At 55.0% G+C, this 23,719-nt stretch carries 20 protein-coding genes and 1 pseudogene; 8 read left to right on the forward strand and 13 right to left on the reverse strand.

What is annotated here, in order from left to right; genetic code table 11:
• Window positions 1–24: 24 nt before the first annotated feature.
• The 5 genes from ubiB to udp form a co-directional block, all read right to left on the reverse strand.
• Window positions 25–1,665 (reverse strand): ubiquinone biosynthesis regulatory protein kinase UbiB, encoded by a 1,641-nt coding sequence (gene ubiB, locus AC2TE5_RS21885; RefSeq protein WP_121930886.1) that lies wholly within the window; start codon window positions 1,663–1,665, stop codon window positions 25–27.
• Entirely contained in the window at window positions 1,662–2,267 is a 606-nt protein-coding gene (gene ubiJ / locus AC2TE5_RS21890) for a ubiquinone biosynthesis protein UbiJ (protein ID WP_484612362.1), read from the reverse strand. Before ubiJ ends, ubiB begins: the two co-directional genes overlap by 4 nt.
• 13 nt (window positions 2,268–2,280) lie before the next feature.
• Window positions 2,281–3,036, reverse strand: coding sequence for a bifunctional demethylmenaquinone methyltransferase/2-methoxy-6-polyprenyl-1,4-benzoquinol methylase UbiE (gene ubiE, locus AC2TE5_RS21895; RefSeq protein ID WP_023309612.1), 756 nt, complete (start codon window positions 3,034–3,036; stop codon window positions 2,281–2,283).
• 66 nt (window positions 3,037–3,102) lie between these two features.
• Window positions 3,103–4,560 carry a DNA recombination protein RmuC gene (rmuC, locus tag AC2TE5_RS21900; protein WP_213330372.1) on the reverse strand — a complete coding sequence of 486 codons (1,458 nt, stop codon included), beginning with the start codon at window positions 4,558–4,560 and terminating at the stop codon, window positions 3,103–3,105.
• 140 nt (window positions 4,561–4,700) lie between these two features.
• The gene (gene udp, locus AC2TE5_RS21905; RefSeq protein ID WP_484612363.1) at window positions 4,701–5,462 is read right to left on the reverse strand and encodes a uridine phosphorylase; all 762 of its coding nucleotides are present in this window, start codon (window positions 5,460–5,462) and stop codon (window positions 4,701–4,703) included.
• 255 nt (window positions 5,463–5,717) lie between these two features.
• On the opposite strand from udp, the gene AC2TE5_RS21910 reads away from it, so the two are divergent.
• Both AC2TE5_RS21910 and AC2TE5_RS21915 read left to right on the forward strand, forming a co-directional pair.
• Window positions 5,718–6,524 carry a dienelactone hydrolase family protein gene (locus AC2TE5_RS21910; protein WP_484612364.1) on the forward strand — a complete coding sequence of 269 codons (807 nt, stop codon included), beginning with the start codon at window positions 5,718–5,720 and terminating at the stop codon, window positions 6,522–6,524.
• Window positions 6,525–6,562: 38 nt separating this feature from the next.
• Complete coding sequence (locus tag AC2TE5_RS21915; protein WP_484612365.1) at window positions 6,563–8,026, forward strand: glycoside hydrolase family 1 protein; 1,464 nt, start codon at window positions 6,563–6,565, stop codon at window positions 8,024–8,026.
• Between the two features lie 51 nt (window positions 8,027–8,077).
• Here AC2TE5_RS21915 and AC2TE5_RS21920 read toward each other — a convergent pair whose 3' ends face one another.
• Window positions 8,078–8,533, reverse strand: coding sequence for a hypothetical protein (locus AC2TE5_RS21920; RefSeq protein WP_484612366.1), 456 nt, complete (start codon window positions 8,531–8,533; stop codon window positions 8,078–8,080).
• 400 nt (window positions 8,534–8,933) lie between these two features.
• On the opposite strand from AC2TE5_RS21920, the gene AC2TE5_RS21925 reads away from it, so the two are divergent.
• Window positions 8,934–9,935: a hypothetical protein gene (locus AC2TE5_RS21925; protein WP_484612367.1), complete on the forward strand. Its 1,002-nt coding sequence runs from the start codon at window positions 8,934–8,936 to the stop codon at window positions 9,933–9,935.
• Between the two features lie 348 nt (window positions 9,936–10,283).
• A pseudogene (locus tag AC2TE5_RS21930) lies at window positions 10,284–11,643 on the forward strand (IS3 family transposase).
• 220 nt (window positions 11,644–11,863) lie between these two features.
• On the opposite strand, the gene metE reads toward AC2TE5_RS21930, so the two are convergent.
• Window positions 11,864–14,125, reverse strand: coding sequence for a 5-methyltetrahydropteroyltriglutamate--homocysteine S-methyltransferase (gene metE, locus AC2TE5_RS21935; protein ID WP_484612368.1), 2,262 nt, complete (start codon window positions 14,123–14,125; stop codon window positions 11,864–11,866).
• A gap of 115 nt (window positions 14,126–14,240) precedes the next feature.
• Here metE and metR point away from each other — a divergent pair, with 115 nt between their 5' ends.
• On the forward strand, window positions 14,241–15,194 hold the full coding sequence (gene metR, locus AC2TE5_RS21940) for an HTH-type transcriptional regulator MetR (protein ID WP_121423317.1): 954 nt from the start codon (window positions 14,241–14,243) through the stop codon (window positions 15,192–15,194).
• Here metR and AC2TE5_RS21945 read toward each other — a convergent pair.
• The 3 genes from AC2TE5_RS21945 to pldB form a co-directional block, all read right to left on the reverse strand.
• On the reverse strand, window positions 15,082–15,981 hold the full coding sequence (locus AC2TE5_RS21945) for a carboxylate/amino acid/amine transporter (RefSeq protein ID WP_047652229.1): 900 nt from the start codon (window positions 15,979–15,981) through the stop codon (window positions 15,082–15,084). The two genes, metR and AC2TE5_RS21945, sit on opposite strands and share 113 nt — an antisense overlap.
• A gap of 82 nt (window positions 15,982–16,063) precedes the next feature.
• On the reverse strand, window positions 16,064–16,864 hold the full coding sequence (gene yigL, locus AC2TE5_RS21950; protein WP_484612369.1) for a sugar/pyridoxal phosphate phosphatase YigL: 801 nt from the start codon (window positions 16,862–16,864) through the stop codon (window positions 16,064–16,066).
• A 31-nt stretch (window positions 16,865–16,895) separates the two neighbouring features.
• The gene (gene pldB / locus AC2TE5_RS21955; RefSeq protein WP_121423319.1) at window positions 16,896–17,888 is read right to left on the reverse strand and encodes a lysophospholipase L2; all 993 of its coding nucleotides are present in this window, start codon (window positions 17,886–17,888) and stop codon (window positions 16,896–16,898) included.
• 109 nt (window positions 17,889–17,997) lie between these two features.
• On the opposite strand from pldB, the gene rhtB reads away from it, so the two are divergent.
• The gene (rhtB, locus tag AC2TE5_RS21960) at window positions 17,998–18,618 is read left to right on the forward strand and encodes a homoserine/homoserine lactone efflux protein (RefSeq protein WP_008501533.1); all 621 of its coding nucleotides are present in this window, start codon (window positions 17,998–18,000) and stop codon (window positions 18,616–18,618) included.
• Here rhtB and rhtC read toward each other — a convergent pair.
• From rhtC to pldA, 3 genes are all read right to left on the reverse strand, one after another.
• On the reverse strand, window positions 18,615–19,235 hold the full coding sequence (gene rhtC / locus AC2TE5_RS21965) for a threonine export protein RhtC (RefSeq protein WP_010426287.1): 621 nt from the start codon (window positions 19,233–19,235) through the stop codon (window positions 18,615–18,617). The two genes, rhtB and rhtC, sit on opposite strands and share 4 nt — an antisense overlap.
• Window positions 19,236–19,296: 61 nt before the next feature.
• Window positions 19,297–21,126, reverse strand: a complete 1,830-nt coding sequence (gene recQ / locus AC2TE5_RS21970; protein ID WP_370733636.1) for an ATP-dependent DNA helicase RecQ — start codon at window positions 21,124–21,126, stop codon at window positions 19,297–19,299.
• A gap of 90 nt (window positions 21,127–21,216) precedes the next feature.
• On the reverse strand, window positions 21,217–22,086 hold the full coding sequence (pldA, locus tag AC2TE5_RS21975; RefSeq protein WP_045357184.1) for a phospholipase A: 870 nt from the start codon (window positions 22,084–22,086) through the stop codon (window positions 21,217–21,219).
• 163 nt (window positions 22,087–22,249) lie between these two features.
• Here pldA and yigI point away from each other — a divergent pair, with 163 nt between their 5' ends.
• Both yigI and rarD read left to right on the forward strand, forming a co-directional pair.
• Entirely contained in the window at window positions 22,250–22,717 is a 468-nt protein-coding gene (yigI, locus tag AC2TE5_RS21980; RefSeq protein ID WP_032644790.1) for an acyl-CoA thioesterase YigI, read from the forward strand.
• A 51-nt stretch (window positions 22,718–22,768) separates the two neighbouring features.
• On the forward strand, window positions 22,769–23,665 hold the full coding sequence (gene rarD / locus AC2TE5_RS21985) for an EamA family transporter RarD (protein WP_023333804.1): 897 nt from the start codon (window positions 22,769–22,771) through the stop codon (window positions 23,663–23,665).
• The last annotated feature ends 54 nt before the right edge of the window (window positions 23,666–23,719 follow it).

Below are 23,719 nucleotides of genomic sequence, written 5' to 3' on the forward strand. Positions count from 1 at the left end.
CGACCCGTCGATAGCGACGCACGCTCAGCGCGTTTTTCGCCAGCCTGCCAGCCAGACTACCACCCCGCCAGCCATCAGCCAGGCGGGCATCATCTGCCAGTCCGGACGGTTGATCAGCAGCAGCGTACCGCTCAGCAGCAGCGTTGCCCCAATCCCAAAGAGATAGCGTGACTGTCCCTGGCGAACACGGCTGGACTGAAGCTCGCGGGCGATTTTATCCATGCTGTGCTGAAGGTTCTTGCTCTGACGCAAACTGTCATAAACCAGTTCAGGAATTTCAGGCATTTTTTCTATCCAGAACGGACCTTTCTCTTTCAGAGAGCGCACCAGCGCCGGAATGCCAACCTGATCCTTAATCCAGGATTCAAGGAAAGGTTTCGCGGTCTTCCACAAGTCTAACTGAGGATAGAGCTGTCGGCCTACACCCTCAACGTAAAGTAATGTTTTCTGAAGTAAAACTAGCTGTGGCTGAACTTCCATATTAAAGCGGCGAGCCGTGTTGAACAGGTTTAACAGCACGTGTCCGAAGGAGATTTCCGCCAGCGGTTTTTCAAAAATCGGTTCACAAACGGTCCGGATCGCGAACTCGAACTCTTCGACGTTGGTGTCAGGCGGCACCCAGCCGGAATCAACGTGCAGCTCGGCCACTTTACGGTAGTCGCGGTTGAAGAACGCGATGAAATTTTCTGCCAGATACCGTTTATCTTCTTTGTTCAGCGACCCCACAATCCCGCAGTCGATACCGATATACTTCGGATCCTCAGGGTGTTCGTAGCTCACGAAGATATTGCCCGGATGCATGTCCGCATGGAAAAAACTGTCGCGGAACACCTGGGTAAAGAAGACCTGTACGCCACGCTCGGCCAACAGCTTCATGTTCGTTCCCTGTTTCTCCAGGGCCACCACATCCGAAACCGGAATACCGTAGATACGCTCCATCACCATCATGTCCTGGCTGCAGTAGTCAGAATAGACTTCAGGCACATAGAGCATCGGGCTGTTTTCAAAGTTGCGACGCAGCTGAATGGCGTTTGCCGATTCACGCAGCAGGTTAAGCTCATCAATCAGCGTTTTTTCATATTCCCGCACAACTTCCATTGGACGAAGGCGACGCCCGTCCGGCAGCAAGCGTGGTACCCAGCGCGCCAGACGATAAATCAGCTTCATGTCCGCTTTGATGATGGGCAGGATGTCCGGTCGAATGACCTTAATAACGACTTCTTTGCCGTTTTCTTTCAAACGCGCGGTGTGCACCTGCGCGATTGAGGCCGACGCCAGTGGCTTAATGTCGAAATCGTCGAACCAGGTCTCGACGGGTACATTCCCCATCGCCTCTTCAATCTGCTTTTTCGCGCGCGCGCCGTCAAACGGTGCGACGCGATCCTGCAGCATCGCGAGCTCATCGGCAATGAGAGGCGGGAACAGATCGCGGCGGGTCGACAGCATCTGTCCGAATTTAATCCAAACCGGACCGAGCTCCTGCAGCGCCAGGCGCAGACGCTCACCCAGCGGTTGACCTTTATGGCGATTGGGCATCCAGAACAGCATCCGCCGCCAGATACGAAGCGGCAGCGTGATGCGCATTTTGGGGATAAGCTCGTCGAGCCCGTAGCTCAAAAAGGTGCGAATAATAAAATAGAGGCGCCGAATTTCACCAGGCGTCATTTGCCCTCCAGTTTTTCCAGCCGTTTGGTTAACGCGTCAACCGCACGTTCAACAGCAGCGGTCTCTTCCGCAAACCATGCAACTTCCAGTGCCCCGGGCGCCATTCGCCACTCCTCAGTCAGCACTTCCGCCGCATAGCGTTGCTGGCGTTGGAGGCTTTTACGCGCAAAGGAGGCGCCACCATGAAGGACTTTCCCGATGCCTTCGGCGGCGATGTCGCCGATAAAAGGCGCAAGCAGCTCTGCCGGATCGAACTCCGCCAGATCGGTGAGCGCAACGAAGTTCTGCACGACCTGAATGTCGCCTTCCACTTCCAGCTCACCGCTGCGGATAAGCGCCGTTAATTGCTGGCGATCGCGCAGTTTTGGCAGCACGCTCATGTGCGTGATGACCGAGCAGTCGGCTTCACCTTCCCACGCCCCCAGAACGTCAAGCTGACGTTCGCTGAATACCAGCACAAGCGGCGCCGAGAACTCTTTTAAAACAATGCGCAATACCTTCCCGTTTAGCCGCTGACGTGCAGCTTTCAGCGCCGGAGCGCGATACAGAAAAGCGTTCAGTACATTCTCGACGCCTGCGGAGACTAAGGGTTTAAAGGGCACGGGACACCTCCACTCAGAATTTGTAACCGCGATGCAGCGCGACGACGCCCGCCGTCAGGTTGAAATATTCAACATTCTCAAATTCTGCATCCTGCATCATGGCTTTTAATGTGTCCTGATCCGGGTGCATACGGATAGATTCCGCCAGATAGCGGTAGCTTTCAGCGTCATTAGCCACCAGCTCGCCAATACGCGGCAGCACGTGGAAGGAATAGGCGTCGTAGGCTTTGCTCAGCGGCTCAATGATCGGTTTAGAGAACTCGAGCACCAGTAGACGTCCACCCGGCTTCAGCACGCGGTACATGGAGCGCAGCGCTTTTTCTTTATCGGTCACGTTACGCAGACCGAAAGAGATCGTGATGCAGTCAAAGGTGTTATCCGGGAATGGCAGCGCTTCGGCGTTTGCCTGCACATATTCCACATTCCCCACCACGCCGATGTTACGCAGCTTTTCGCGTCCCATTTTCAGCATGGAGTCATTAATATCGGCAAGAACAACGCGACCGGTTTCGCCCACCAGACGGGAGAACTTCGCGGTTAAATCGCCCGTGCCGCCGGCTAAATCCAGGACCGTTTGTCCACGACGAACGCCGCTACAGTCAATGGTGAAGCGCTTCCACAAGCGATGAATGCCGAACGACATCAGGTCATTCATCACATCGTACTTCGCCGCCACGGAATGAAATACGTGGGCCACCATGTCAGCTTTCTGCGCTTTGGCGACAGTCTGAAAGCCAAAGTGCGTTGTGTCTTGTGAATCGTCAGCCATCTTAGAGCCTGCTTATCAGTAAAATGTTCGTGAAGTGTAACAGATTGGGCGCGTTTGCCCTACGTTTCAACCACCGCGAAAGAAACGCGCTGGAGTCTCGTCTGGTGATAAATTCGCCGCTAACGTGTTGTCTTCACTGTTTGTCTTTTGTTCGTCCGCACCTTCTCGCAGGCGAAACTCGTCGTCCTGGGCGGTGGCCTGTTCGACCAATTCCGGATTAATCTCGCGTTTAACCTCTACCCCCAGGCTGCGGAATGATTCGGCCTGTGCCAGCAGATTGCCGCGTCCGGAGGCGAGTTTTTTCATCGCCTGGCGGTAGTTATCCTGCGCACGATCCAGGCTCTGCCCGACTGATGACATGTCGTCCACGAAGAGGCGCATTTTGTCGTAAAGCTTGCTGGCACGATCGGCAATCTGCTGCGCGTTGCGGCTCTGGTGCTCATAGCGCCACAGGTTCGCAATGGTACGTAACGCCACCAGCAGCGTGGTGGGGCTGACCAGCATAATGTTATTTTTGAGCGCTTCGGTGATAAGCTCGGGCTGTCTGTCGAGTGCCAGCAGAAACGCGGGTTCTACCGGGATAAACATCAGGACATAGTCCAGCGAGCGGAGGCCCGGCAGCTGCTGGTAGTCTTTTCTGCCGAGCAGGCGAATGTGGTTACGCACGGAGGCAATGTGCTCCTGCAGCGCAGACTCGCGCGTGTAGTCATCTTCCGCATTAAAGTAGCGTTCATACGCCACCAGCGTCATTTTGGCGTCAATCACCACATCTTTACCCTGCGGCAGCCGCACAATCACATCCGGCTGCATACGAGAGCGGGCGTCGTTTTCGATACTCACCTGCGTTTCGTATTCATATCCTTCCCGCAGTCCAGAGGCTTCCAGTACGCGGGTCAGCACCACTTCTCCCCAGTTGCCCTGGGTTTTGTTATCCCCTTTCAGCGCGCGGGTCAGGTTGACCGCTTCCTGCGCCATCTGGGCATTCAGCTGCTGGAGATTGCGAATCTCATGCGCCAGGGTGTGACGCTCGCGCGCCTCCTGCCCAAAGCTGTCCTGCACCTGACGACGAAAACCGTCAAGCTGTTCGCGCAGGGGCGTCAACAGGCTGTTCAAGCTCTGGCGGTTCTGTTCATCAACGCGGCGGTTGCTGTGCTCGAAAATACGGTTGGCGAGGTTCTCAAACTGTTCGCTGAGGCGCTGCTCGCTGTTGATCATCTGGCGGATTTTGTCTTCCGCGTGCAGCTGGGTGGATTCAAGGCGGGTGGTCACTTCGCGGAGATCGGCCTCCAGCGAGGTGTTGATATCTCGCAGGTTGCGCAGCTCGTTATTGAGCAGCTCGCACTCCTCTCGCCAGTGGTCACTCAGCGCAAGCTGCTGCTTTGCCGCACTTAATTCAGCGACTATCTCTTCGCGCTCTGCCAACTGGTCGGCCTTCTGCTGTGCATGCTGATAGCTGGAAATGAGCCAGCCTATCGCCACGCCCGCCAGCGCAATCACCGCGTAAATCAGGATTGAGATATCCACAATGCCCCCTGCATCAACGTATTACCCGCACAAAATAAGATTGTGCTGTACAAACGTCCAGTTTGAAAGGGTTTTCCTGCGAGGCGCTACGCAAAAAATAAAGGCCGAACGTGTCGGCCTTTGATTTCGAAAGGAGAGGACTAGATCAGGCGACGCGCGGCTTCAACCACGATTTTCACTGCATGACTTTCGGTCTGCTTCATGGTTTCGGCGTTCGGGATCTCCTGCTGGGTACGGTTGACGATAACGCCCGCCACCATACCGGCACGCAGACCCTGGCTTGCACACATGGTCAACAGCGTTGCGGATTCCATTTCGTAGTTCATCACGCCCATGGACTGCCACTCTTCCATTGAGCCTTTGAAACGGCTTACCACGCGGCCTGAGAAGGTGTCGTAACGCTCCTGGCCCGGGTAGAAGGTGTCGGAAGAGGCGGTTACGCCCACGTGGGTGGTTGCGCCTACGGACTTCGCGGCTTCAACCAGCGCGGTGGTGCATTCGAAATCAGCCACTGCCGGGAATTCCATCGGCGCAAAGTGCAGGCTTGCACCGTCCAGACGGACGGAGGCGGTCGTGACCAGCACGTCGCCGACGCTGATGTGCGGCTGGATAGCGCCGGTGGTACCGATACGCAGGAAAGTACGAATGCCCAGCTGCGCCAGCTCTTCAACAGCAATAGAGGTAGACGGACCACCGATACCGGTAGAGCACACGATCACCGCTTTGCCATCCAGCTCTGCGCGCCAGGTGGTGAACTCACGATGGGCAGCCAGCTTGACCGGCTTATCCATCAGCGCGGCGATCTTTTCCACACGCTCAGGATCGCCGGGGACGATAGCGAGCGTAGCCCCTTGTAAATCGTTTTTAGTGAGGCCGAGATGAAAAACATCAGACTTAGACATAGGTGACTCCTCTGTGGGTCGGTTAGTCAGAAGAAGTAAAACGGTACTTTACAGAAGCAGTAAGCATATTTTCGTGACGCACCTCACCATGAATGAAAATGATTACATTGAATTTCCATAAAAAGGTGATTCAAATCACATTAACAAGTTATATCGCCAGGTGCTGCACAAAAGATAGACCGTTTAAGGCACTGTGAGTTGTTAACCTGGTGTCTATATTTACCTTTGCGCTAACTCATTGGTACGGAGAATGCCATGACTGAAAAAATCGGTTTTGCACCTGCTGCGGCCCCACATGCTTCAACCATCGTGTCGACGCCAGAAGCGGCAATTACCGCGGGTGAGACCTCCATTCCCTCGCAGGGGGAGAATATGCCTGCTTATCACGCACGGCCAAAATCGGCAGACGGCCCGCTGCCCATCGTGATTGTGATTCAGGAGATATTTGGTGTTCACGAACACATTCGCGACCTCTGCCGTCGGCTGGCGCTGGAAGGGTATCTGGCCGTTGCGCCAGAGCTCTACTTCCGTCAGGGCGATCCGAACGACTACAGCGATATTCCAACATTGCTCAGCAACCTGGTCAGCAAAGTCCCGGACGCGCAGGTGCTGGCCGATCTCGACCACGTCGCCAGCTGGGCGGCGCGCAACGGCGGGGATCCACATCGTCTGCTGGTCACCGGTTTCTGCTGGGGCGGACGCATTAGCTGGCTGTATGCCGCGCATAACCCGCAGCTCAAAGCCGCTGTCGCCTGGTACGGCAAACTGGTGGGTGAAAAAACGCTGAATTCACCGAAACATCCCGTCGATATCGCCACCGAGTTAAATGCCCCCGTGTTAGGGCTTTACGGCGGTCAGGACACCGGTATTTCGCTTGATTCGGTAGAGACCATGCGCCATGCGCTCCGTGCGGCAAATGCGAAGGCGGAGATTGTGGTCTACCCGGATGCCGGGCATGCGTTTAATGCCGATTATCGTCCGAGCTATCACGCAGAATCAGCCAAAGATGGCTGGCAGCGGATGCTGACGTGGTTCCGTCAGTACGGTGGTAAAAAAGGATAAGCCTTTCCCATCATCATGACGCATAAGGAGTGCGTGTTATGGACACTTTCCTCGCGTTTCCACACGGTTTTTTATGGGGCGGCGCGATTGCCGCAAATCAGGCAGAAGGCGCATGGAACGTGGACGGCAAAGGGCCGTCCGTTGCCGACGCAGTCGCCTGGAAACCCAACCTCTCCGTGAAAGATTACAGCGGCCATATGGCCCTGACGGACGAGAATATCCGCGACGCGTTTGAAGGTAAAAATGATGCGCTGTATCCGAAACGCCGCGGCATCGATTTTTATCACCACTATAAAGACGACGTCGCGCTGTTTGCTGAGATGGGTTTTAAGGTGCTGCGCGTATCTATTGCCTGGTCACGCATTTTACCGACCGGAGAGGACGCCGCGCCAAACGAGGCCGGGCTGCAGTTTTATGAAGAACTGTTTCGCGAACTGCGTCGTCATAACATCGAGCCGCTGGTCACCCTTTCCCACTACGAAATGCCGCTGGCGCTGAGCGAAAAATATAACGGCTGGGTGCATCGTAATGTGGTTGATGCCTTTGTTCGCTTCAGCAATGTTTGTTTCGACCGCTACAAAGAGCTGGTGCGTTACTGGCTAACCTTCAATGAAATAGACAGTATTCACCGCCATCCCTTTACGACCGCGGGCATTCGCGAAGAGAAAAGCGCGCCGGGCAACGCGAAACAGGATATCTTTCAGGGTATGCACCATCAGTTTGTCGCGTCTGCACTGGTCATCCGAGACTGCCACGCCAAAATCCCGGGCAGCCAGGTCGGGTGCATGCTGACGAAATTGACAACCTATCCGCGCAGCTGCCGTCCGGAAGACGTTGAAGCCACGCTGAAGAAAAACCTGGAAAACTATTTTTATGCCGACGTGCAGGTATTTGGCGACTATTCGCCGCTGATCCTGCGCGATCTGGAACGTCGAAATATCCATATTGAAATGCACCCTGACGATCGACGTATTTTAAAGGCGCATACCGTCGATTTCGTCTCCTTCAGCTATTACATGTCGATGACCGAATCCACTCAGCCTGACGCCGAACGCATTCCCGGGAATACCGTTCTCGGTGTGAAAAACCCGTATTTGCCTGCGTCCGAATGGGGATGGCAGATTGATCCGCTTGGGTTGAAAATCTCGCTGCTGGAGCTGTATGACCGTTACCGGAAGCCGCTGTTTATCGTTGAAAACGGTCTAGGCGCGAAGGATGTGGTCGAAAACGGCAAGATCCACGATAGCTATCGAATCGACTATTTCCGTGCGCACTTCGCGCAAACGCTGGCCGCGATTAATGAAGGCGTGGAGGTGATGGGGTTCACCACGTGGGGCTGTATCGACATCATCAGCGCGGGCACCTCGCAGATGTCCAAACGCTACGGTTTTATCTATGTCGATCAGGACGATGAAGGCAGCGGTACGTTGAAACGGCTGAAAAAAGACTCCTTCTGGTGGTACCAAAAAGTGATTGCCAGCAACGGCGCAGACCTGAGCTGAGAGTCATAAGACCGGGCTGCCGCTGACGCCGCCCGGCTTATTTTCTGGCCTTTATGATTTCAAAATGAATGGTGTTTTGAGTTGATCCACGAGAAGATAAACAATGTCATGTAATAGCTCGGCAAGTTCCTTGCTATTCTTCTCCATCAATGTATTGCCAGACAGTGCCAAAGTTAATGCCTGTGCGTGAGCCAGTAACGTGCATGTGTCTTGCCAGCAATCTGGGGCACTTGAAACGGGTATCGCCTCAGCAGTTAGTTGACCGATAAGATAATCAGGAAGATCTTCTTCACAGCGCTGACTCAGCAACGTGAGTGCATGGGACAAACGCCCACACAATGCATGTCTGTAATAGATTTCCTCACATTCAACCAGGACACAAACGAACATAGCGCAATGATCAACCACGGTGAAAAGATCGGCTGAACCTGGCAAGGGGGAAGCGAGTACGGCTTCAACTTGTAGTGAGTCATTTTTGGAACGAGTTAAGGTTGGGATCGTAGCCATAAGGCAGCCTCCATACGTTTAAACTGGAGTCATCGCCTGAGTTTCCACGCTCATCTGGCGATGACACTGGCGAGGGTGGAAACCGGACGTATGGATCCCGGCCAACCTTGCGGCTGCCCCGCCAGTGTCATCATTGATTTTACAAGGATAACCACTGGCTCGACACAAAAAAGATGTCAGGGCATCTCTTCTGTGCCGCCATACGCTTATTCGGGTTTCCACGCCCGGTTACGGAATTGATCGTAACGGCATCACAATATGCCCCGGTTGATGAAGAGAAAAGCAATTTAAGATGTTTCAGTATAATTATAGTGATTCTTGCGAGCCTGACGTAAAATTGGTACTACGTATAAAAAACAGTATTGTTTCATTAAAAAAATGTTAATAAATAGAGAAGAAAATGCTAGAAGACAAAACCATCATACAACATTTTATATCTCAAACAGAACTTAGACTTAATACAAGCACACCTGACTGCCATAATAAAAACAAAAAAATCTTTGTTTTCGAAATTGATAAACAATCAAATGGAGAAAATGTTTCCCCTCCCCAAAATAGAAAAATCGCAAACAGTCTTTTTCTTCATGATTTGTTTACCATAAATAATACAGATAAAACCAGACAGAATTTTGAGAAGCTTTTCCATAAATATGAGTCTTCTCTATCAGAAGCTACTCTTTTGCTTTTGACAAAAATTGAAAATAATGATGATGATATTTCCGAGGAACTATTTAAAATATTATCATTGAAGATTCTAAATTCATTCAGAAACCCCTTTTCTATAAAAAAAACATTGAACACTATCGGGATGCTGGCAGATCACTATCCAACCTCTGATGACCTTAAAAAAGAGTATTTACTCATTAGAGATGGGATTAAGCCACATCTTGCAAGAATTTTACCCATACTTGAAATAACTGAAGATGAGTATTTCCGTTGGCTTAGATGTCTGTTTATGCTATTGGCAGTGGATATTCAAAAAAATGTAAATATGCTTGATGACATGCTAATAAACTTACTCAAAGATAAAGAAAGTCAAACTGGAATGGCTCTATTTCGTTATACTCAGAATCATGGAATTGCTGTATCTGATAGAGGAATGTTGAGTATTTCAAACGAACCAGAAAAATTTGGCTTTGATATAAATATAAATGAAAGGATGTTTTTGCGATTTTTCAATGTTAGCTTATCTTCCTTATTACCGCCTGGCATTTCTGAACAATTTATAGATGCATATAAAAGCAAAGATAAAATAGTTCAATTAGTTATTTACGATGATAATTTAGAACATTTAAAAAATTACAATCAATGCGCTGTCCTGCAATCAGCAAAGGAAGTTTACTGTTCTAAATCAAAAATTTATGGCGTAAATATAATTAATAAAACTAATCAAGAAAACTAAAGATGACAAGACATTTTCCTCTCCCTTATCACTTAGCAATCTGCAATAAATTTGTAATCAGAAGCGATAATACTGCTTTCTGAATTATTGAAGTTTTTCAGCGATGCCCTAGTCCGGCTGTAAATCGCCGAAGCGTTTCCGTAAGGCCGGGGCGAGGCGCAGGAATGCGCCGAGAGGGCATGGCCTGCAGGGATGCCGGCTCATGCCCGACCCGATAGCCTGAAGGAATAAGCTGAGGGAACCGCGAAGCGGCGATTTACCGCCGGGAGCACGGGTCGCCAGGGCGGCGGCGATTGCACTGAACCCCGGATCCTGGACACCAGATTCCAAATCTGGAGGTTCAGAACAATGAAATATCCTTTCCATATTAGGCTTGCAGCTGTACTGCATTACATGGCCGGACAGTCGAGTATCAAAGAAACAGCCCATCTGTTCAGTGTGGGCAGAACCCCACTGACCCGCTGGCTGCGGGCTTACCGTCGTCAGGGTAAAGCCGGTCTGGAGGACCGTCCTGCGCGGACCTATACTGCAGAATTCAGGCTCCGCGTTGTCCGCTACGTCGCTGAAAACAGGTGCAGCTATGCGGAGGCTTCATCGCGCTTCGCCATCCCCAATGAGTCCCTATTCTCGACTGGACGCAGCGTTACCGGAGGGGAGGTGAAAAAGCGCTTCACACTGCCAGACCCGGACCCGCTATGTCACAGAAAAAATATGTTCCCGGCGCCAAGCCCTTCAGTGAAATGACACCCAAAGAACTGCAGAGGGAGCTGGAATATCTGCGCGCGGAAAATGCTTACTTAAAAAAGCTGAAAGCCCTGAGAGAAGAAAATGCACTCAGGGAGCAGCAGAAAAAACCAGATTAGTGCAGTCGTTGCTGACGGCACACAGGCTACCCTGCCTGCTGTATGCCGCGCGGTTGTCACGCAGCACATATTATTATCATGTCTCGCACCCTGAGCACGGGACTGAGCGTTATGCGGATGCAGTCGGTGCAATGAAGGCCATCAGCCAGCGGCATGCGCAGCGCTATGGCTACCGGAGAATGACGAGAGCACTACGGGATAAGGGCTTCGTGCTTAATCACAAAACCGTGCGCAGGCTGATGAAGGAGCATGGACTCACCTGTCAGCTACGCCGGAAAAGATATCGCTCATATATGCCTGATGCGGGTCTGTCATCCGCCAATCTGCTGGCCCGGGACTTTAGCGCTGAACGAAGCGGGATCAAGTGGTGTACGGATGTGACGGAGTTCCGGGCCGGGGGACAGAAACTTTACCTGTCAGCCCTGCAGGATCTGTTCAATAACGAAATCGTGGCCTGGAATATGTCGACCAGTGCTTCACAGCCTCTGGTCTGCAGGATGCTGCATAAGGCCCTGAAAGCACACAGACATAGTGAAGGTCTGGTCTTACACAGCGATCAGGGCTGGGCTTACAGGACACCGGCATGGCGGTTAATGCTGGAAAAAGCCGGTATAGTCCAGAGTATGTCGCGAAAGGGAAACTGCCTGGATAATGCAGTGATGGAAAACTTCTTCAGCCATCTGAAAGTGGAGATGTACTACCGCAAGAGGTATGGTTGCGTGAAAGAGCTGGAGCGGGATATTAAGGCTTATATTCGTTACTTCAACACTGAACGAATCAGCCTGAAAACTGGCGGCCTGAGCCCGGTGGCGTACCGGACTCAGGCAGAAAAAACAAAAGAATAAAGGTGTCCAGGAAACGGGGTTCAGTGCAGATTGAGCCGCCCTGGCACGTTCACCGGTCATGTTGTTACAGAGTTACAAGGAACATAAAGTGAACGGAATGACCACCAGAGCCGTATGTTCCCCCTCACCCCAGCCCTCTCCCTCAAGGGAGAGGGGGCCATCGGTGCAGACATTGGCATTGTTTTGCGGGGATCCCTCACTCCAAAGGGAGAGGGATAAATCAACCCTGACGCAAATTCTGCGCCGCCTTCACCATGTTGGCGAGCGCCGCACGCGTCTCCGGCCAGCCGCGGGTTTTCAGTCCGCAGTCCGGATTCACCCACAGGCGCTCTGCCGGAATCCGCTGGGCCGCTTTTTTCAGCAGGGCTTCTATCCACTCCACGCTCGGCACGTTCGGGGAGTGAATGTCGTACACGCCCGGCCCGATTTCATTCGGGTAGTCGAACTCTTCAAACGACTCCAGCAGCTCCATGTCCGATCGAGAGGTCTCGATGGTGATCACGTCGGCGTCCAGCGCGGCAATCGAATCCATGATGTCGTTAAATTCGCAGTAGCACATGTGGGTGTGGATCTGGGTGTCGTCCTTCGCCACCGCGGCGTTGATGCGGAACGCCTCCACGCCCCACTGCAGGTAGGCATCCCAGTCGCTGCGGCGCAGCGGCAGACCTTCGCGCAGCGCCGGTTCGTCAATCTGGATAATGCCAATACCTGCCGCTTCCAGATCCGCCACTTCATCACGCAGCGCCAGGGCAATCTGTTTGGCGATGGTTTCACGGGTCACGTCTTCACGCGGGAACGACCAGCAGAGAATGGTCACCGGACCGGTGAGCATCCCTTTCACCGGCTTGTCGGTCAGGGACTGGGCATACTTCGCCCACTCCACGGTGATCGCTTCCGGGCGGCTGACGTCACCAATGACCACCGGCGGCTTCACGCAGCGGGAGCCATAGCTCTGCACCCAGCCGTTCTGGGTAAAGACAAAGCCGTCCAGATGCTCACCAAAGTATTCCACCATGTCGTTACGCTCGGCCTCGCCGTGCACCAGCACGTCCAGCCCCAGGCGTTCCTGCTCGATAATCGCCTGCTTGATGTGTTCCGCGATGCCGGTGCGGTAGTGATTCGCATCCAGATTGCCCTTTTTGAAGTCCAGACGCAGACCGCGGATCTCCGTGGTTTGCGGGAAAGAGCCGATAGTCGTGGTCGGCCAGGCGGGCAGGTTGAAACGGGCGCGCTGGGCTTCGGCGCGCACCTCGTACGGGCTCTGGCGCTGGCTGTCCTGGGCGGTGATGGCCGCCAGACGTTTTTCCACCGCCGGGTTGTGCACGCGCGCAGAGTGCCGACGCGCCTGGATCGGGGCGCTCCATTCGGTAATCGCCGCCGTGTCGCCGCTGTTGAGCGCGTCGCGCAGCAGCGTCAGCTCTTCACATTTTTGCAGGGCAAAGGCAAACCAGCTTTTCACCTCGACATCCAGGTGGGTCTCCACGCTCAGATCGATCGGGCTGTGCAGCAGGGAACAGGAAGAGGCCACCCAAAGCTCACGTTTGCCGACGATGTCTTTGATTTGTGCATATTTCTCGGTCAGATCGGCGCGCCAGACGTTACGACCGTTAATCAACCCGGCGGAGAGCAGCCAGTCCGCAGGCAGGCGCTTGTGCAGCTCCGCCACATCATCTTTACCGTGTACGAGGTCAACGTGCAGGCCCTGCACCGGCAGCGCGCTAATGGTCTTCAGGTTTGGCGTCACGCCTTCGAAATAGGTGGTGAGCAGCAGCTTCACCTGCCCGGTGAGCGCGTCATACGCCGGTTTGAAGGCATCGAGCCAAACCTGGGGCAGCTCGAGCACCAGCGCCGGTTCGTCGATTTGTACCCACTGAATGCCGCGCTTGCCCAGCTCAATCAGCACCTGTTTGTAGACCGGCAGGATATCCTTCAGCAGGCTGAGTCGGTCAAACGGCTCACCTTTCACTTTGCCCAGCCACAGGTAGGTTACCGGCCCGAGCAGCACCGGTTTCACCTGGTGGCCCAGCGCCAGCGCTTCGTCCACCTCGTCCAGCAGCTGCGTCCAGGTCAGCCTGAACTGCTGACCTTTCACGAACTCCGGCACCATATAGTGATAGTTGGTGTTGAACCACTTGGTCATTTCCGCCGCTGCCGCTGGCTCACCCGTTGGCGCGCGGCCGCGGCCGATGCGGAACAGGGTATCGATATCTACCGATCCATCTTTGTTCTGATGACGAGCCGGCACGTTGCCAAGCAGCAGGCTGGTCGTCAGAACATGGTCGTACCAGGCGAAATCGCCCACCGGCTGCAGGTCAATACCCGCCTGTTTTTGCTGCTCCCAGTGGCGGGCGCGCAGTTCGCGCCCCACCGCCAGCAGCTCTTCACGGGTGGCGTTCCCCGCCCAGTAGCTTTCTTGCGCTTTTTTCAGCTCGCGACGCAGGCCAACGCGAGGGAAACCGAGAGTGTGATTGCGGATTGTCATGGTATGCCCCTTGTGAAATTCGTTATTTAGACGTCCAGATGTTTACACTTCTATAATTGGCAGGTACTGTATATTCCTCAAGCGCAAAATGTTCATGGCGAAGTGAAGGACTTTCATGATCGAGATAAAACACCTGAAAACGCTACAAGCGTTGCGGAACTGCGGCTCGCTCGCGGCGGCTGCGGCCACGCTGCACCAGACCCAGTCCGCCCTTTCTCACCAGTTCAGCGATCTGGAACAACGCCTCGGCTTCCGTCTTTTTGTGCGTAAGAGCCAGCCCCTGCGCTTTACGCCGCAGGGTGAAATTCTTCTTCAGCTGGCTAATCAGGTACTGCCGCAAATCGCCAGCGCGCTGCAGGCGTGTAACGAACCGCAGCAGACCAAGCTGCGTATCGCCATTGAGTGCCACAGCTGTATTCAGTGGCTGACCCCCGCGCTTGAGAACTTCCGTCAGAAGTGGCCGCAGGTGGAGATGGACTTCAAATCCGGCGTGACCTTTGACCCGCAGCCGTCGCTGCAGCAGGGCGAGCTGGACCTGGTGATGACCTCTGACATCCTACCGCGCAGCGGCCTGCACTATTCGCCGATGTTTGATTATGAAGTGCGCCTGGTGCTGGCGCCGGACCATCCGCTGGCGACCAAAACGCGCATCACGCCGGAAGACCTGGCGACGGAAACGCTGCTGATTTATCCGGTCCAGCGCAGTCGTCTGGATATCTGGCGCCACTTCCTGCAGCCCGCAGGCGTTAGCCCGCAGCTGAAAAGCGTGGATAACACGCTGCTGCTGATTCAGATGGTGGCGGCCAGAATGGGTATCGCGGCGCTGCCGCACTGGGTGGTGGAGAGCTTTGAACGCCAGGGTCTGGTGCAGACCAAAACCCTGGGTGAAGGACTGTGGAGCCGACTGTACGCCGCCGTGCGCGATGGCGAGCAGCGTCAGCCGATTACGGAGGCGTTTATTCGCTCAGCGCGGAACCACGCGTGCGACCATCTTCCGTTTGTGCGGAGCGCGGAGCGACCCATCGGCGATGGACCCACAGCGAAGCCAGGATCACCGCTCCCCCAATAATGAAGCTCGGCCAGTGCGGCTGTTGCTGCCAGATGGCGAGGTTGACCAGCAGCCCTGCCGGGACGTGCACGTTGTTCATGATCCCCAGCGTACCGGCGTCTACCTGCGTAGCGCCGTAGTTCCACATGAAGTACCCCAGCCCTGACGCCACCACGCCCAGCCAGACCAGAACGCCCCACTGCACGGTGGTGGTCGGCAGTTTTTGCGGGTTACCGAGCATAAACCACGCCGCCACCGCGACAATCGCGGCGCCCATATAAAACCAGGCGAATGCGTTATGCTGCGGCATCGGACGGGTTTCCATCAGGCGTTTGTAGCCCACCATGCCGATGGCAAAACTGATGTTGGCGAGCTGGACGAACATCAGCCCGGTCCAGAAGTGATCGCTGACTTTGTCATAGCGAATAATCGCCGCGCCGATCACCGCCAGCGCCGCGCTCAGCAGGTATCCCCAACGCAGGCGGCGCCTGCTGAGCAGGTCGTAAATCAGCGTGATATAGAGCGGCGTCAGCACGGTAAAGAGCAGGAACTCGGAGACAGACAGGTAGACGTAGGCCCGGAAGCTAAACAGATACATGATGCCGAGCTGCATCGCCCCCACCAGCATGTACAGCACAATCGTTTTCAGCGATTGCCCGCGCGTGCGCAGAAACGGCAGGAATACCAGCGCCGCCAGCCCCACGCGCATCAGCACCGAGAAGTAGCTGTCGACCGAACCGGCAAGGTATTCGCCAATCAGGCTAAAGGAGAAGGCCCACAGGATAGTGGTGATAATGAGTAGCGCCACAATGCTTGTCTCTCAAAAAGAAGGAGAGGCATTGTAGCGAACTCTTTAGTTGACATCTGAGCAATAAACAACCAAATGAAGATTATTCAAGGAACAGTTTGCGCAGATACTTCGGCACCGCGTTGTCTGCGTTGGTGCCGATCACTTCCAGCTCCGGGTGCAGGTCTTTCAGACGCTGGTGCGCATTTTCCATAATGCAGCCCTTGCCTGCCATCGAAAGCATTTCGGCATCGTTCATGCCGTCACCAAAGGCGATACAGTCTTTCAGCTCGAAGCCCAGACGTTTCGCGACGGCTTCCAGCGCGTGACCTTTAGAGACGCCCCCTGCCATCACTTCCAGGCAGGTCAGGGTTGAGAAGCTCACGTTGACGCGATCGCCCCAGCGGGCGTTGATCGCCTGCTCAAGCGGCAGCAATTCCTCATGGTTTACACTGGTGAAGAACACCTTACTGATCCCTTCCGGCTCCAGCAGACCCGGCTCGTACAGTGAGTACTGGAATACGGCTTCCTTGAAGAAACGCATCTCTTCCGGGCGGTGGCGGTTCATAAACCAGTCGTCGTCGCGGTAGACGTTGGTGACGATATCCGGGTTATTGTGCACCACGCCGAACAGATCGGCGGCAATATCGCGATCCAGGTTGTGGGTAAAGATCAGGTTGCCGTCAGTATCGTGCACGCGGGCACCGTTGGAGGTGATCATGTACGATTTGATTTCCAGATTATCGCGGATCTGCCCCACGTCCACGTGGTGGCGACCGGTGGCAAACACGAAGTTCACGCCACGGGCGGTCAGGAGTTTTAAGGTCTCTTTCGCGTAAGGCGAGAGGGTGTGGTCGGGGGAAAGCAGCGTGCCATCTAAATCAGATGCAACAACCTGGTACATAGGGATTTCAACCTCTGGTGGAAAACAAGAATCAATTATGCCTGTTGAAAAATTCAACAATGGCGTTGAGCGCGACTGAGCGCATAGCGTCCTTTTCAAAAAGGATCTCATGGTACGCGCCGTTAATGACCAGCGGTTTTCCCCCTTCACAAGGGTGACCGGCGGCAGCGCGCAGTTCGCAATAACGGTCATGCATGCGGTTATCCACCACACGCTCTTCTTCAGCCTGAATCAGGAGCGTTGGCGTGTCGTCATTGCCGACGCCAGCCAGCACCTGCTCACCGGCAAGAATACCTTCCCGCACCCAGTGATAGGTCGGGCCGCCCACGCGCAGGCGCGGTTCATCGGCATAAAAACGCAGGTTACGACGATAGCGCTGTCGGCTGTGGGTCAGCACGTTCATCGCAAACGGCAGTGCACGCCAGCGCCCCGTCCCGATGGCATAGCCTTCTCGAATGCGCTGATGGCCCTCAGCCCAGTCAAGAATATGACGCACCATCCAGTCAGGAAAACGCATGACGATGCCATACATCGGCGCGGTGAGCGCAATGGCGTCGCACTGGTGCGCGTGGCGCTGTAAAAACAGCGTTGAAATCGCGCCGCCCATTGAGTGCGCCAGAATATAGCGCTTCCGCCAGGGGCCAGGCTCGACCTCCTGCTGCCAGAACGCGGCGAGATCGTCGACGTAATCGCTGAAGTTATCCACGTGGCCGCGATGCGTATCCGATAGCAGGCGGCCAGAAAGCCCCTGCCCGCGGTGATCGATAATCAACACATCGAAGCCCAGATGGAACAGGTCATAGGCCAGTTCGGCGTATTTGATATAGCTCTCAATACGCCCGGGGCAGACCACAATGACCCGGTCATTTTTCTTATCGTGAAAACGCACAAAGCGTACCGGAATTTCACCGACGCCCGTAAACTCATCTTCCTCACGCTGGCGCCAGAAATCGGTCAGCGGCCCCATGGAGAAAGCAGCAAATGCGTTTTCTCGTGTTTCCCAGTCCTTTTTCTGCTGAAACATCGGGTTTCTACTCACCTAAGCCAAGGAATATCGTTTTTTCGTAACCGGTCACAAAATGACTCAACAATAGCGTATTGTGGCATAAAAACAGACGATTCGGGAGTTTCAAATGACCTTCGAGTGGTGGTTCGCTTACCTGCTGACATCCATCATCCTTAGTCTTTCACCGGGCTCGGGCGCCATTAACACCATGACCACCTCCATCAACCACGGCTATCGCGGTGCGGCGGCGTCGATTGCCGGTTTGCAGACCGGGCTGGGCATTCATATTGTGCTGGTCGGGATTGGTCTGGGGACCCTGTTCTCCCGCTCCGTGCTGGCCTTTGAGGTGCTGAAATGGGCCGGGGCAGCGTATCTGATTTGGCTCGGTATCCAGCAGTGGCGCGCGGCAGGCTCCATCAACCTGAATACGCTCGCTCAGACGCAAAACCGCGGCCATCTGTTTAAGCGCGCGGTGTTCGTCAACCTGACCAACCCGAAGAGCATCGTTTTCCTCGCCGCGCTGTTCCCGCAGTTTATCGTGCCGCACCAGCCCCAGGTGATGCAGTACGTGGTGCTGGGCGCGACCACCATTATCGTCGATATCATCGTGATGATTGGCTACGCGACGCTGGCGCAGCGAATTGCGGCGTGGATTAAAGGGCCTAAGCAGATGAAGGCCCTGAATAAAGTCTTTGGCTCGCTGTTTATGCTGGTTGGCGCGCTGCTTGCGTCAGCGCGTCACGCTTAGCGAGAAATGATGAGATGAATGCCGAAGCCGGCGAACAGCGCGCCGGCGAAGCCGTCAATCCACTTCGCGATACGCTGGTAGCCGCGGCGCATCGCCGGTAAGGCGAACAGGCTGGCCACGATGGTAAACCAGGCAAAGGTTTCAACAACGATCAGCAGGAAGATGCCCCAGCGCGCGCCCGCACCGACGCTATCGCCGACAAACAGCGAGAACACGGAGCCGAAATAGATAATCGCTTTTGGGTTTGCCAGATTGGTCAGCAGCCCTTTTACAAAGCTGCGGCCGCCCGTTGCCAGCTCAACCTTTGGCTCTTCCGGCTTTTTCTCTTCTTTCTTCAGCGCCCCGCGCAGCATCTGGTAGCCCATCCAGCACAGGTACAGCCCGCCGCCGACCATGATGATGTTATGCAGCCAGGCCATCTTCGCCAGGATAAGGTTCAGACCGAGCAACGCAACGGCCGCCCAGACCATAACGCCCATGGTGATACCGAGCACGCCCATCATCGCCTCTTTGCGGGAGCGGCTAACGGCCGTTTGTGATACGAAGAAAAAGTCTGGGCCGGGGCTCATCAGCGCAACGATGTGCACTAACGCCACGGTGAGAAATAGCATCAACATAATTAACTCGCGGGGAAATAATTCAGTGAGTCATCATCCTGGCACTTTTTCGCCCGGCTGACTACTCCTCATCATCACCATCGGCGTGAGAGCGGATGAGTGCCATAAACTCTTTACCGAAGCGCTCCAGCTTGCGCGTCCCCACGCCGTTGACGCTGAGCATCTCGCTGGCGCTGAGCGGCATCTGCTCGGCCATCTCAATCAGCGTCGCGTCGTTGAACACCACGTAAGGCGGGATGTTTTCTTCGTCGGCGATGGCTTTACGCAGCTTGCGCAGTTTGGCAAACAGCTTGCGGTCGTAGTTGCCGCCGTAGGATTTCTGCATCACGCGTGGCTTCAGGGCGATGACGCGCGGCACGGCGAGCTTCAGTTCAATTTCACCACGCAGAACGGGGCGAGCGGCCTCCGTAAGCTGAAGCGCGGAGTGCTGGGCAATATTTTGCGTGGCGAAGCCGAGGTGAATGAGCTGGCGAATAATGCTCACCCAGTGCTCGTGGCTCTGCTCCTTGCCAATACCGTAGACCGGCAGCTTGTCATGCCCCATATCGCGGATACGCTGGTTATTCGCGCCGCGCAGCACTTCCACCACGTAGCCCATCCCGAAGCGCTGGTTCACACGGTAAATGGTCGAGAGCGCCTTACGCGCGTCCATCAGGCCATCGTACTGTTTCGGCGGATCCAGGCAGATATCGCAGTTGCCGCACGGCTCCTGTCGCCCTTCACCAAAGTAGTTGAGCAGCACCAGACGGCGGCAGGTTTGCGCTTCGGCAAACGCGCCCATCGCGTTGAGCTTGTGGCGCTCGATATCCTGCAGCTGTCCCTGCGGTTTTTCCTCCAGGCAGCGGCGCAGCCACGCCATATCGGCCGGATCGTAAAACAGCATCGCTTCCGCAGGCAGCCCGTCACGCCCTGCGCGGCCGGTTTCCTGATAGTAGGATTCGATATTGCGCGGGATGTCGAAATGCACCACAAAGCGCACGTTCGGCTTGTTAATGCCCATTCCGAACGCCACCGTCGCGACGACGATTTGCAGGTCGTCACGCTGGAATTTTTCCTGCACGTCGGCGCGGATGTGGTTCTCTAACCCGGCATGATACGCGGCGGCGCTAAAGCCGCGGTTTTGCAGACGCGCGGCGGTGTCTTCCACCTTCGCGCGGCTGTTGCAGTAAATGATGCCGGACTTGCCGCGCTGCTCCTGGACGTAGCGCAGGAGCTGATCCAGCGGCTTGAACTTTTCCATCAGCATATAGCGGATGTTAGGGCGGTCGAAGCTGCTGACCTGAATATAGGGGTCGTTCAGCCCCAGCAGACGAACGATATCCAGCCGCGTGGTGTCATCTGCGGTGGCGGTGAGCGCCATAAACGGCAGCTCGGGGAAGCGCTGACGCAGCTGGCCGAGGGCGGCGTATTCCGGGCGGAAATCGTGTCCCCACTGGGAAATACAGTGCGCTTCATCCACCGCCAGCAGCACCGGGTTCCAGTGCGCAAGATGGTCGAGGAAGTTATCCAGCATCAGGCGTTCCGGGGCGATATACAGCAGGCGGATCTGCCCGGTGCGGCACCCGGCCATCACCTCTTGCTGCTGCTCCCGGGTTTGCGTGGAGTTAAGACAGGCTGCCGCCACGCCGTTGGCGAGCAGTTGGTCAACCTGGTCTTTCATCAGAGAAATGAGAGGGGATACCACGACCGTCAGGCCGTTAAGCACCAGCGCGGGCACCTGATAACAGAGGGACTTACCGCCGCCGGTCGGCATCACCACCAGGCAATCACGACCTTCCAGCACCGTTTCAATGATGGTTTCCTGGCCGGGGCGGAACTGCTGGTAGCCAAAGGTTTCATGCAAAACCTGTTTAGCCAGCGACTCCTGATTCAATACTTCCGCCTGCGCCACGTTAACCCCATATGCCTGAAATGAAACAGGCGCTATTTTCAGCGCCTGAGAGAGAAACTTCAACGTTTAACGCAAAAACATTCGAGCAGCCTAGAGAATATCGTTCAGCATCACGCCCACGCCGACGCGGGTCTGGTTGAAGTTGTAATCGATAAGCGACTCGCCGTAACCGCTATACACCTGAGTATAGATACGAACATGCTTCGTCATTGGATAGCTTAAGCCCACTTCCGCACCGCCGTAGCCGGTGTTCCAGTTGTACTGACCTTTGGCGCTGAGCACGGCATCACCTAACTGGTAGCCGACTTTGAGCTGGTAGTAGCCCATATATTTGGTGATATCCGGGTTGTCGTCAGTGCTGCCGACCACATACCACGGCTTCACTTCCACCATCCAGTTACCGTTCTGCGCCATCAGACGCGTATAGGCACGGTTCCAGCTGCGCGAGGTGGGGTCAGAGCGACCGTTGGAATCGTGGTTAAAGCCCACTTCGACGTCACGCAGCGTCCAGCCCGCAAACTCATAATCCGTTGCAAAACCGAGGAACAGCTGCGGCTCATAGTTGGTTTCACGAAACGGTGAGGACTCGCCGCTGTTAGAGAGCTGCCACCAGGATTTCTGCGTGTAAGACGCCCCGAGCACCGAGTTCGGCCCCAGAATGCCGCGCCAGAACGGGAACGCGAGGCTGAGCTGGAACTTCACCTCATCTTTACGCGCATTATCAGACCAGTTATAGGAGCTTATCGCCTCTTTGTTGAGATCGCTGGTCTGGGTATAAATCACGTAGTTGGTGTCATACGGGTAGAGCGTGAACGGATTGTCATGCTCCTGAAGAAGGTTCGCGATAATGCTACCGTGAACGGCAGGTTTATCATGCACCTCTTTGATCGTCGCTTCCTGCGCATATGCTGTGAGGGGCAGCGCAACCGCCGCCAGTAACCAGGCCAGATACGTCCGCATCGGTGGTGTTCTCCTGCAAAAGAGTAAAATTAGCTGAATAGTTATGTGGCGGACATTCTACAGACTTCTGCGACAACTGCTGCATCCTCGTTTCTGAAAGTGGAATTCCTTGTTGCCGAGGCATAAAATCAACATTTTGTTAACAATAAGGATGTGATGCCTCATGTCAGCCATGCTTACCGCCGAAGAAGTGTTAAAACTCGTGGGCGAGATTTTTGTTTACCATATGCCGTTTAACCGTGCGCTGGGACTGGAGCTGGAGCGTTACGAGAAAGACTTCGCCCAACTGAGCTTCAACAACCAGCCGATGATGGTGGGTAACTGGGCGCAAAGTATTTTGCACGGCGGCGTGATCGCCTCCGCGCTGGATGTGGCGGCAGGTCTGGTCTGCGTGGGCAGTACGCTGACCCGCCATGACACCATCAACGAAGACGAACTCCGCCAGCGTCTGGCGCGCATGGGCACCATTGATTTGCGCGTCGACTACCTTCGCCCGGGGCGCGGAAATCGCTTTACCTGTTCCAGCAGCCTGCTGCGCGCGGGGAATAAAGTTGCCGTGGCGCGCGTTGAGTTACACAACGAAGAACAGGTGTATATCGCCAGCGCAACCGCCACTTATATGGTGGGTTGATACGGCAAAATCGGGTAAAATTAATTCACTTCTTTGTAACGGATTTTCCCGATGGATGCTAAACAGACGCGGCAGGGCGTTTTACTCGCCCTTGCCGCTTATTTTATTTGGGGTATCGCCCCGGCGTATTTCAAGCTTATCGCCTACGTTCCGGCCGATGAGATCCTGACTCACCGCGTTATCTGGTCGTTCTTTTTTATGATCGCGCTGATGAGCCTCAGCCGTCAGTGGTCGGGCGTCAAAACGCTGTTTAAAACCCCTAAAAAGGTCTTCCTGCTGGCGCTGTCAGCGGTTCTGATTGGCGGCAACTGGCTGCTGTTTATCTGGGCGGTGAATAACCATCACATGCTCGAAGCGAGCCTGGGGTACTTCATTAACCCGCTGGTGAACATCGTGCTGGGGATGATTTTCCTCGGAGAGCGCTTCCGCCGGATGCAGTGGGTGGCGGTGATTCTGGCCTTCTGCGGCGTACTGGTGCAGCTCTGGACCTTCGGCTCGCTGCCGATTATTGCCCTCGGTCTGGCGTTCAGCTTTGCGTTCTATGGCCTGGTGCGTAAGAAGATTGCGGTGGAAGCGCAGACGGGGATGCTGTTTGAAACCCTGTGGCTGCTGCCCGTGGCGGCGATTTATCTCTTTGGCATCGCCGACAGCGCCACCAGCCATATGGGCAGCAACCCGTGGTCGCTGAACCTGATGCTGATGGCGGCGGGCGTGGTGACCACCATTCCTCTGCTGTGCTTCACCGGTGCCGCGACGCGCCTGCGTCTCTCCACGCTGGGCTTCTTCCAGTACATTGGCCCGACGCTGATGTTCCTGCTGGCAGTGGTGTTTTACGGCGAAGTACCGGGGGCGGATAAGATGGTGACGTTCGCCTTTATCTGGGTGGCGCTGGCGATTTTCGTCGCGGATGCGATTTATACCCAGCGCAGAGTGCGCAAAGGGCTGTGATGTTGCCCTCACCCTAACCCTCTCCCTTTGGGAGAGGGAATTCGAGCGTAGGGC

The sequence above is a fragment of the Enterobacter sp. N5-15 genome (genome assembly GCF_057221635.1).

Coding starts and splice junctions, on each gene's coding strand:
- ubiB (WP_121930886.1), bottom strand. CDS start 1,665: ATGACGCCTGGTGAAATTCGGCGCCTCTATTTTATTATTCGCACCTTT.
- ubiE (WP_023309612.1), bottom strand. CDS start 3,036: ATGGCTGACGATTCACAAGACACAACGCACTTTGGCTTTCAGACTGTC.
- udp (WP_484612363.1), bottom strand. CDS start 5,462: ATGTCTAAGTCTGATGTTTTTCATCTCGGCCTCACTAAAAACGATTTA.
- AC2TE5_RS21910 (WP_484612364.1), top strand. CDS start 5,718: ATGACTGAAAAAATCGGTTTTGCACCTGCTGCGGCCCCACATGCTTCA.
- AC2TE5_RS21915 (WP_484612365.1), top strand. CDS start 6,563: ATGGACACTTTCCTCGCGTTTCCACACGGTTTTTTATGGGGCGGCGCG.
- AC2TE5_RS21920 (WP_484612366.1), bottom strand. CDS start 8,533: ATGGCTACGATCCCAACCTTAACTCGTTCCAAAAATGACTCACTACAA.
- AC2TE5_RS21925 (WP_484612367.1), top strand. CDS start 8,934: ATGCTAGAAGACAAAACCATCATACAACATTTTATATCTCAAACAGAA.
- metE (WP_484612368.1), bottom strand. CDS start 14,125: ATGACAATCCGCAATCACACTCTCGGTTTCCCTCGCGTTGGCCTGCGT.
- metR (WP_121423317.1), top strand. CDS start 14,241: ATGATCGAGATAAAACACCTGAAAACGCTACAAGCGTTGCGGAACTGC.
- yigL (WP_484612369.1), bottom strand. CDS start 16,864: ATGTACCAGGTTGTTGCATCTGATTTAGATGGCACGCTGCTTTCCCCC.
- pldB (WP_121423319.1), bottom strand. CDS start 17,888: ATGTTTCAGCAGAAAAAGGACTGGGAAACACGAGAAAACGCATTTGCT.
- rhtB (WP_008501533.1), top strand. CDS start 17,998: ATGACCTTCGAGTGGTGGTTCGCTTACCTGCTGACATCCATCATCCTT.
- rhtC (WP_010426287.1), bottom strand. CDS start 19,235: ATGTTGATGCTATTTCTCACCGTGGCGTTAGTGCACATCGTTGCGCTG.
- pldA (WP_045357184.1), bottom strand. CDS start 22,086: ATGCGGACGTATCTGGCCTGGTTACTGGCGGCGGTTGCGCTGCCCCTC.
- yigI (WP_032644790.1), top strand. CDS start 22,250: ATGTCAGCCATGCTTACCGCCGAAGAAGTGTTAAAACTCGTGGGCGAG.
- rarD (WP_023333804.1), top strand. CDS start 22,769: ATGGATGCTAAACAGACGCGGCAGGGCGTTTTACTCGCCCTTGCCGCT.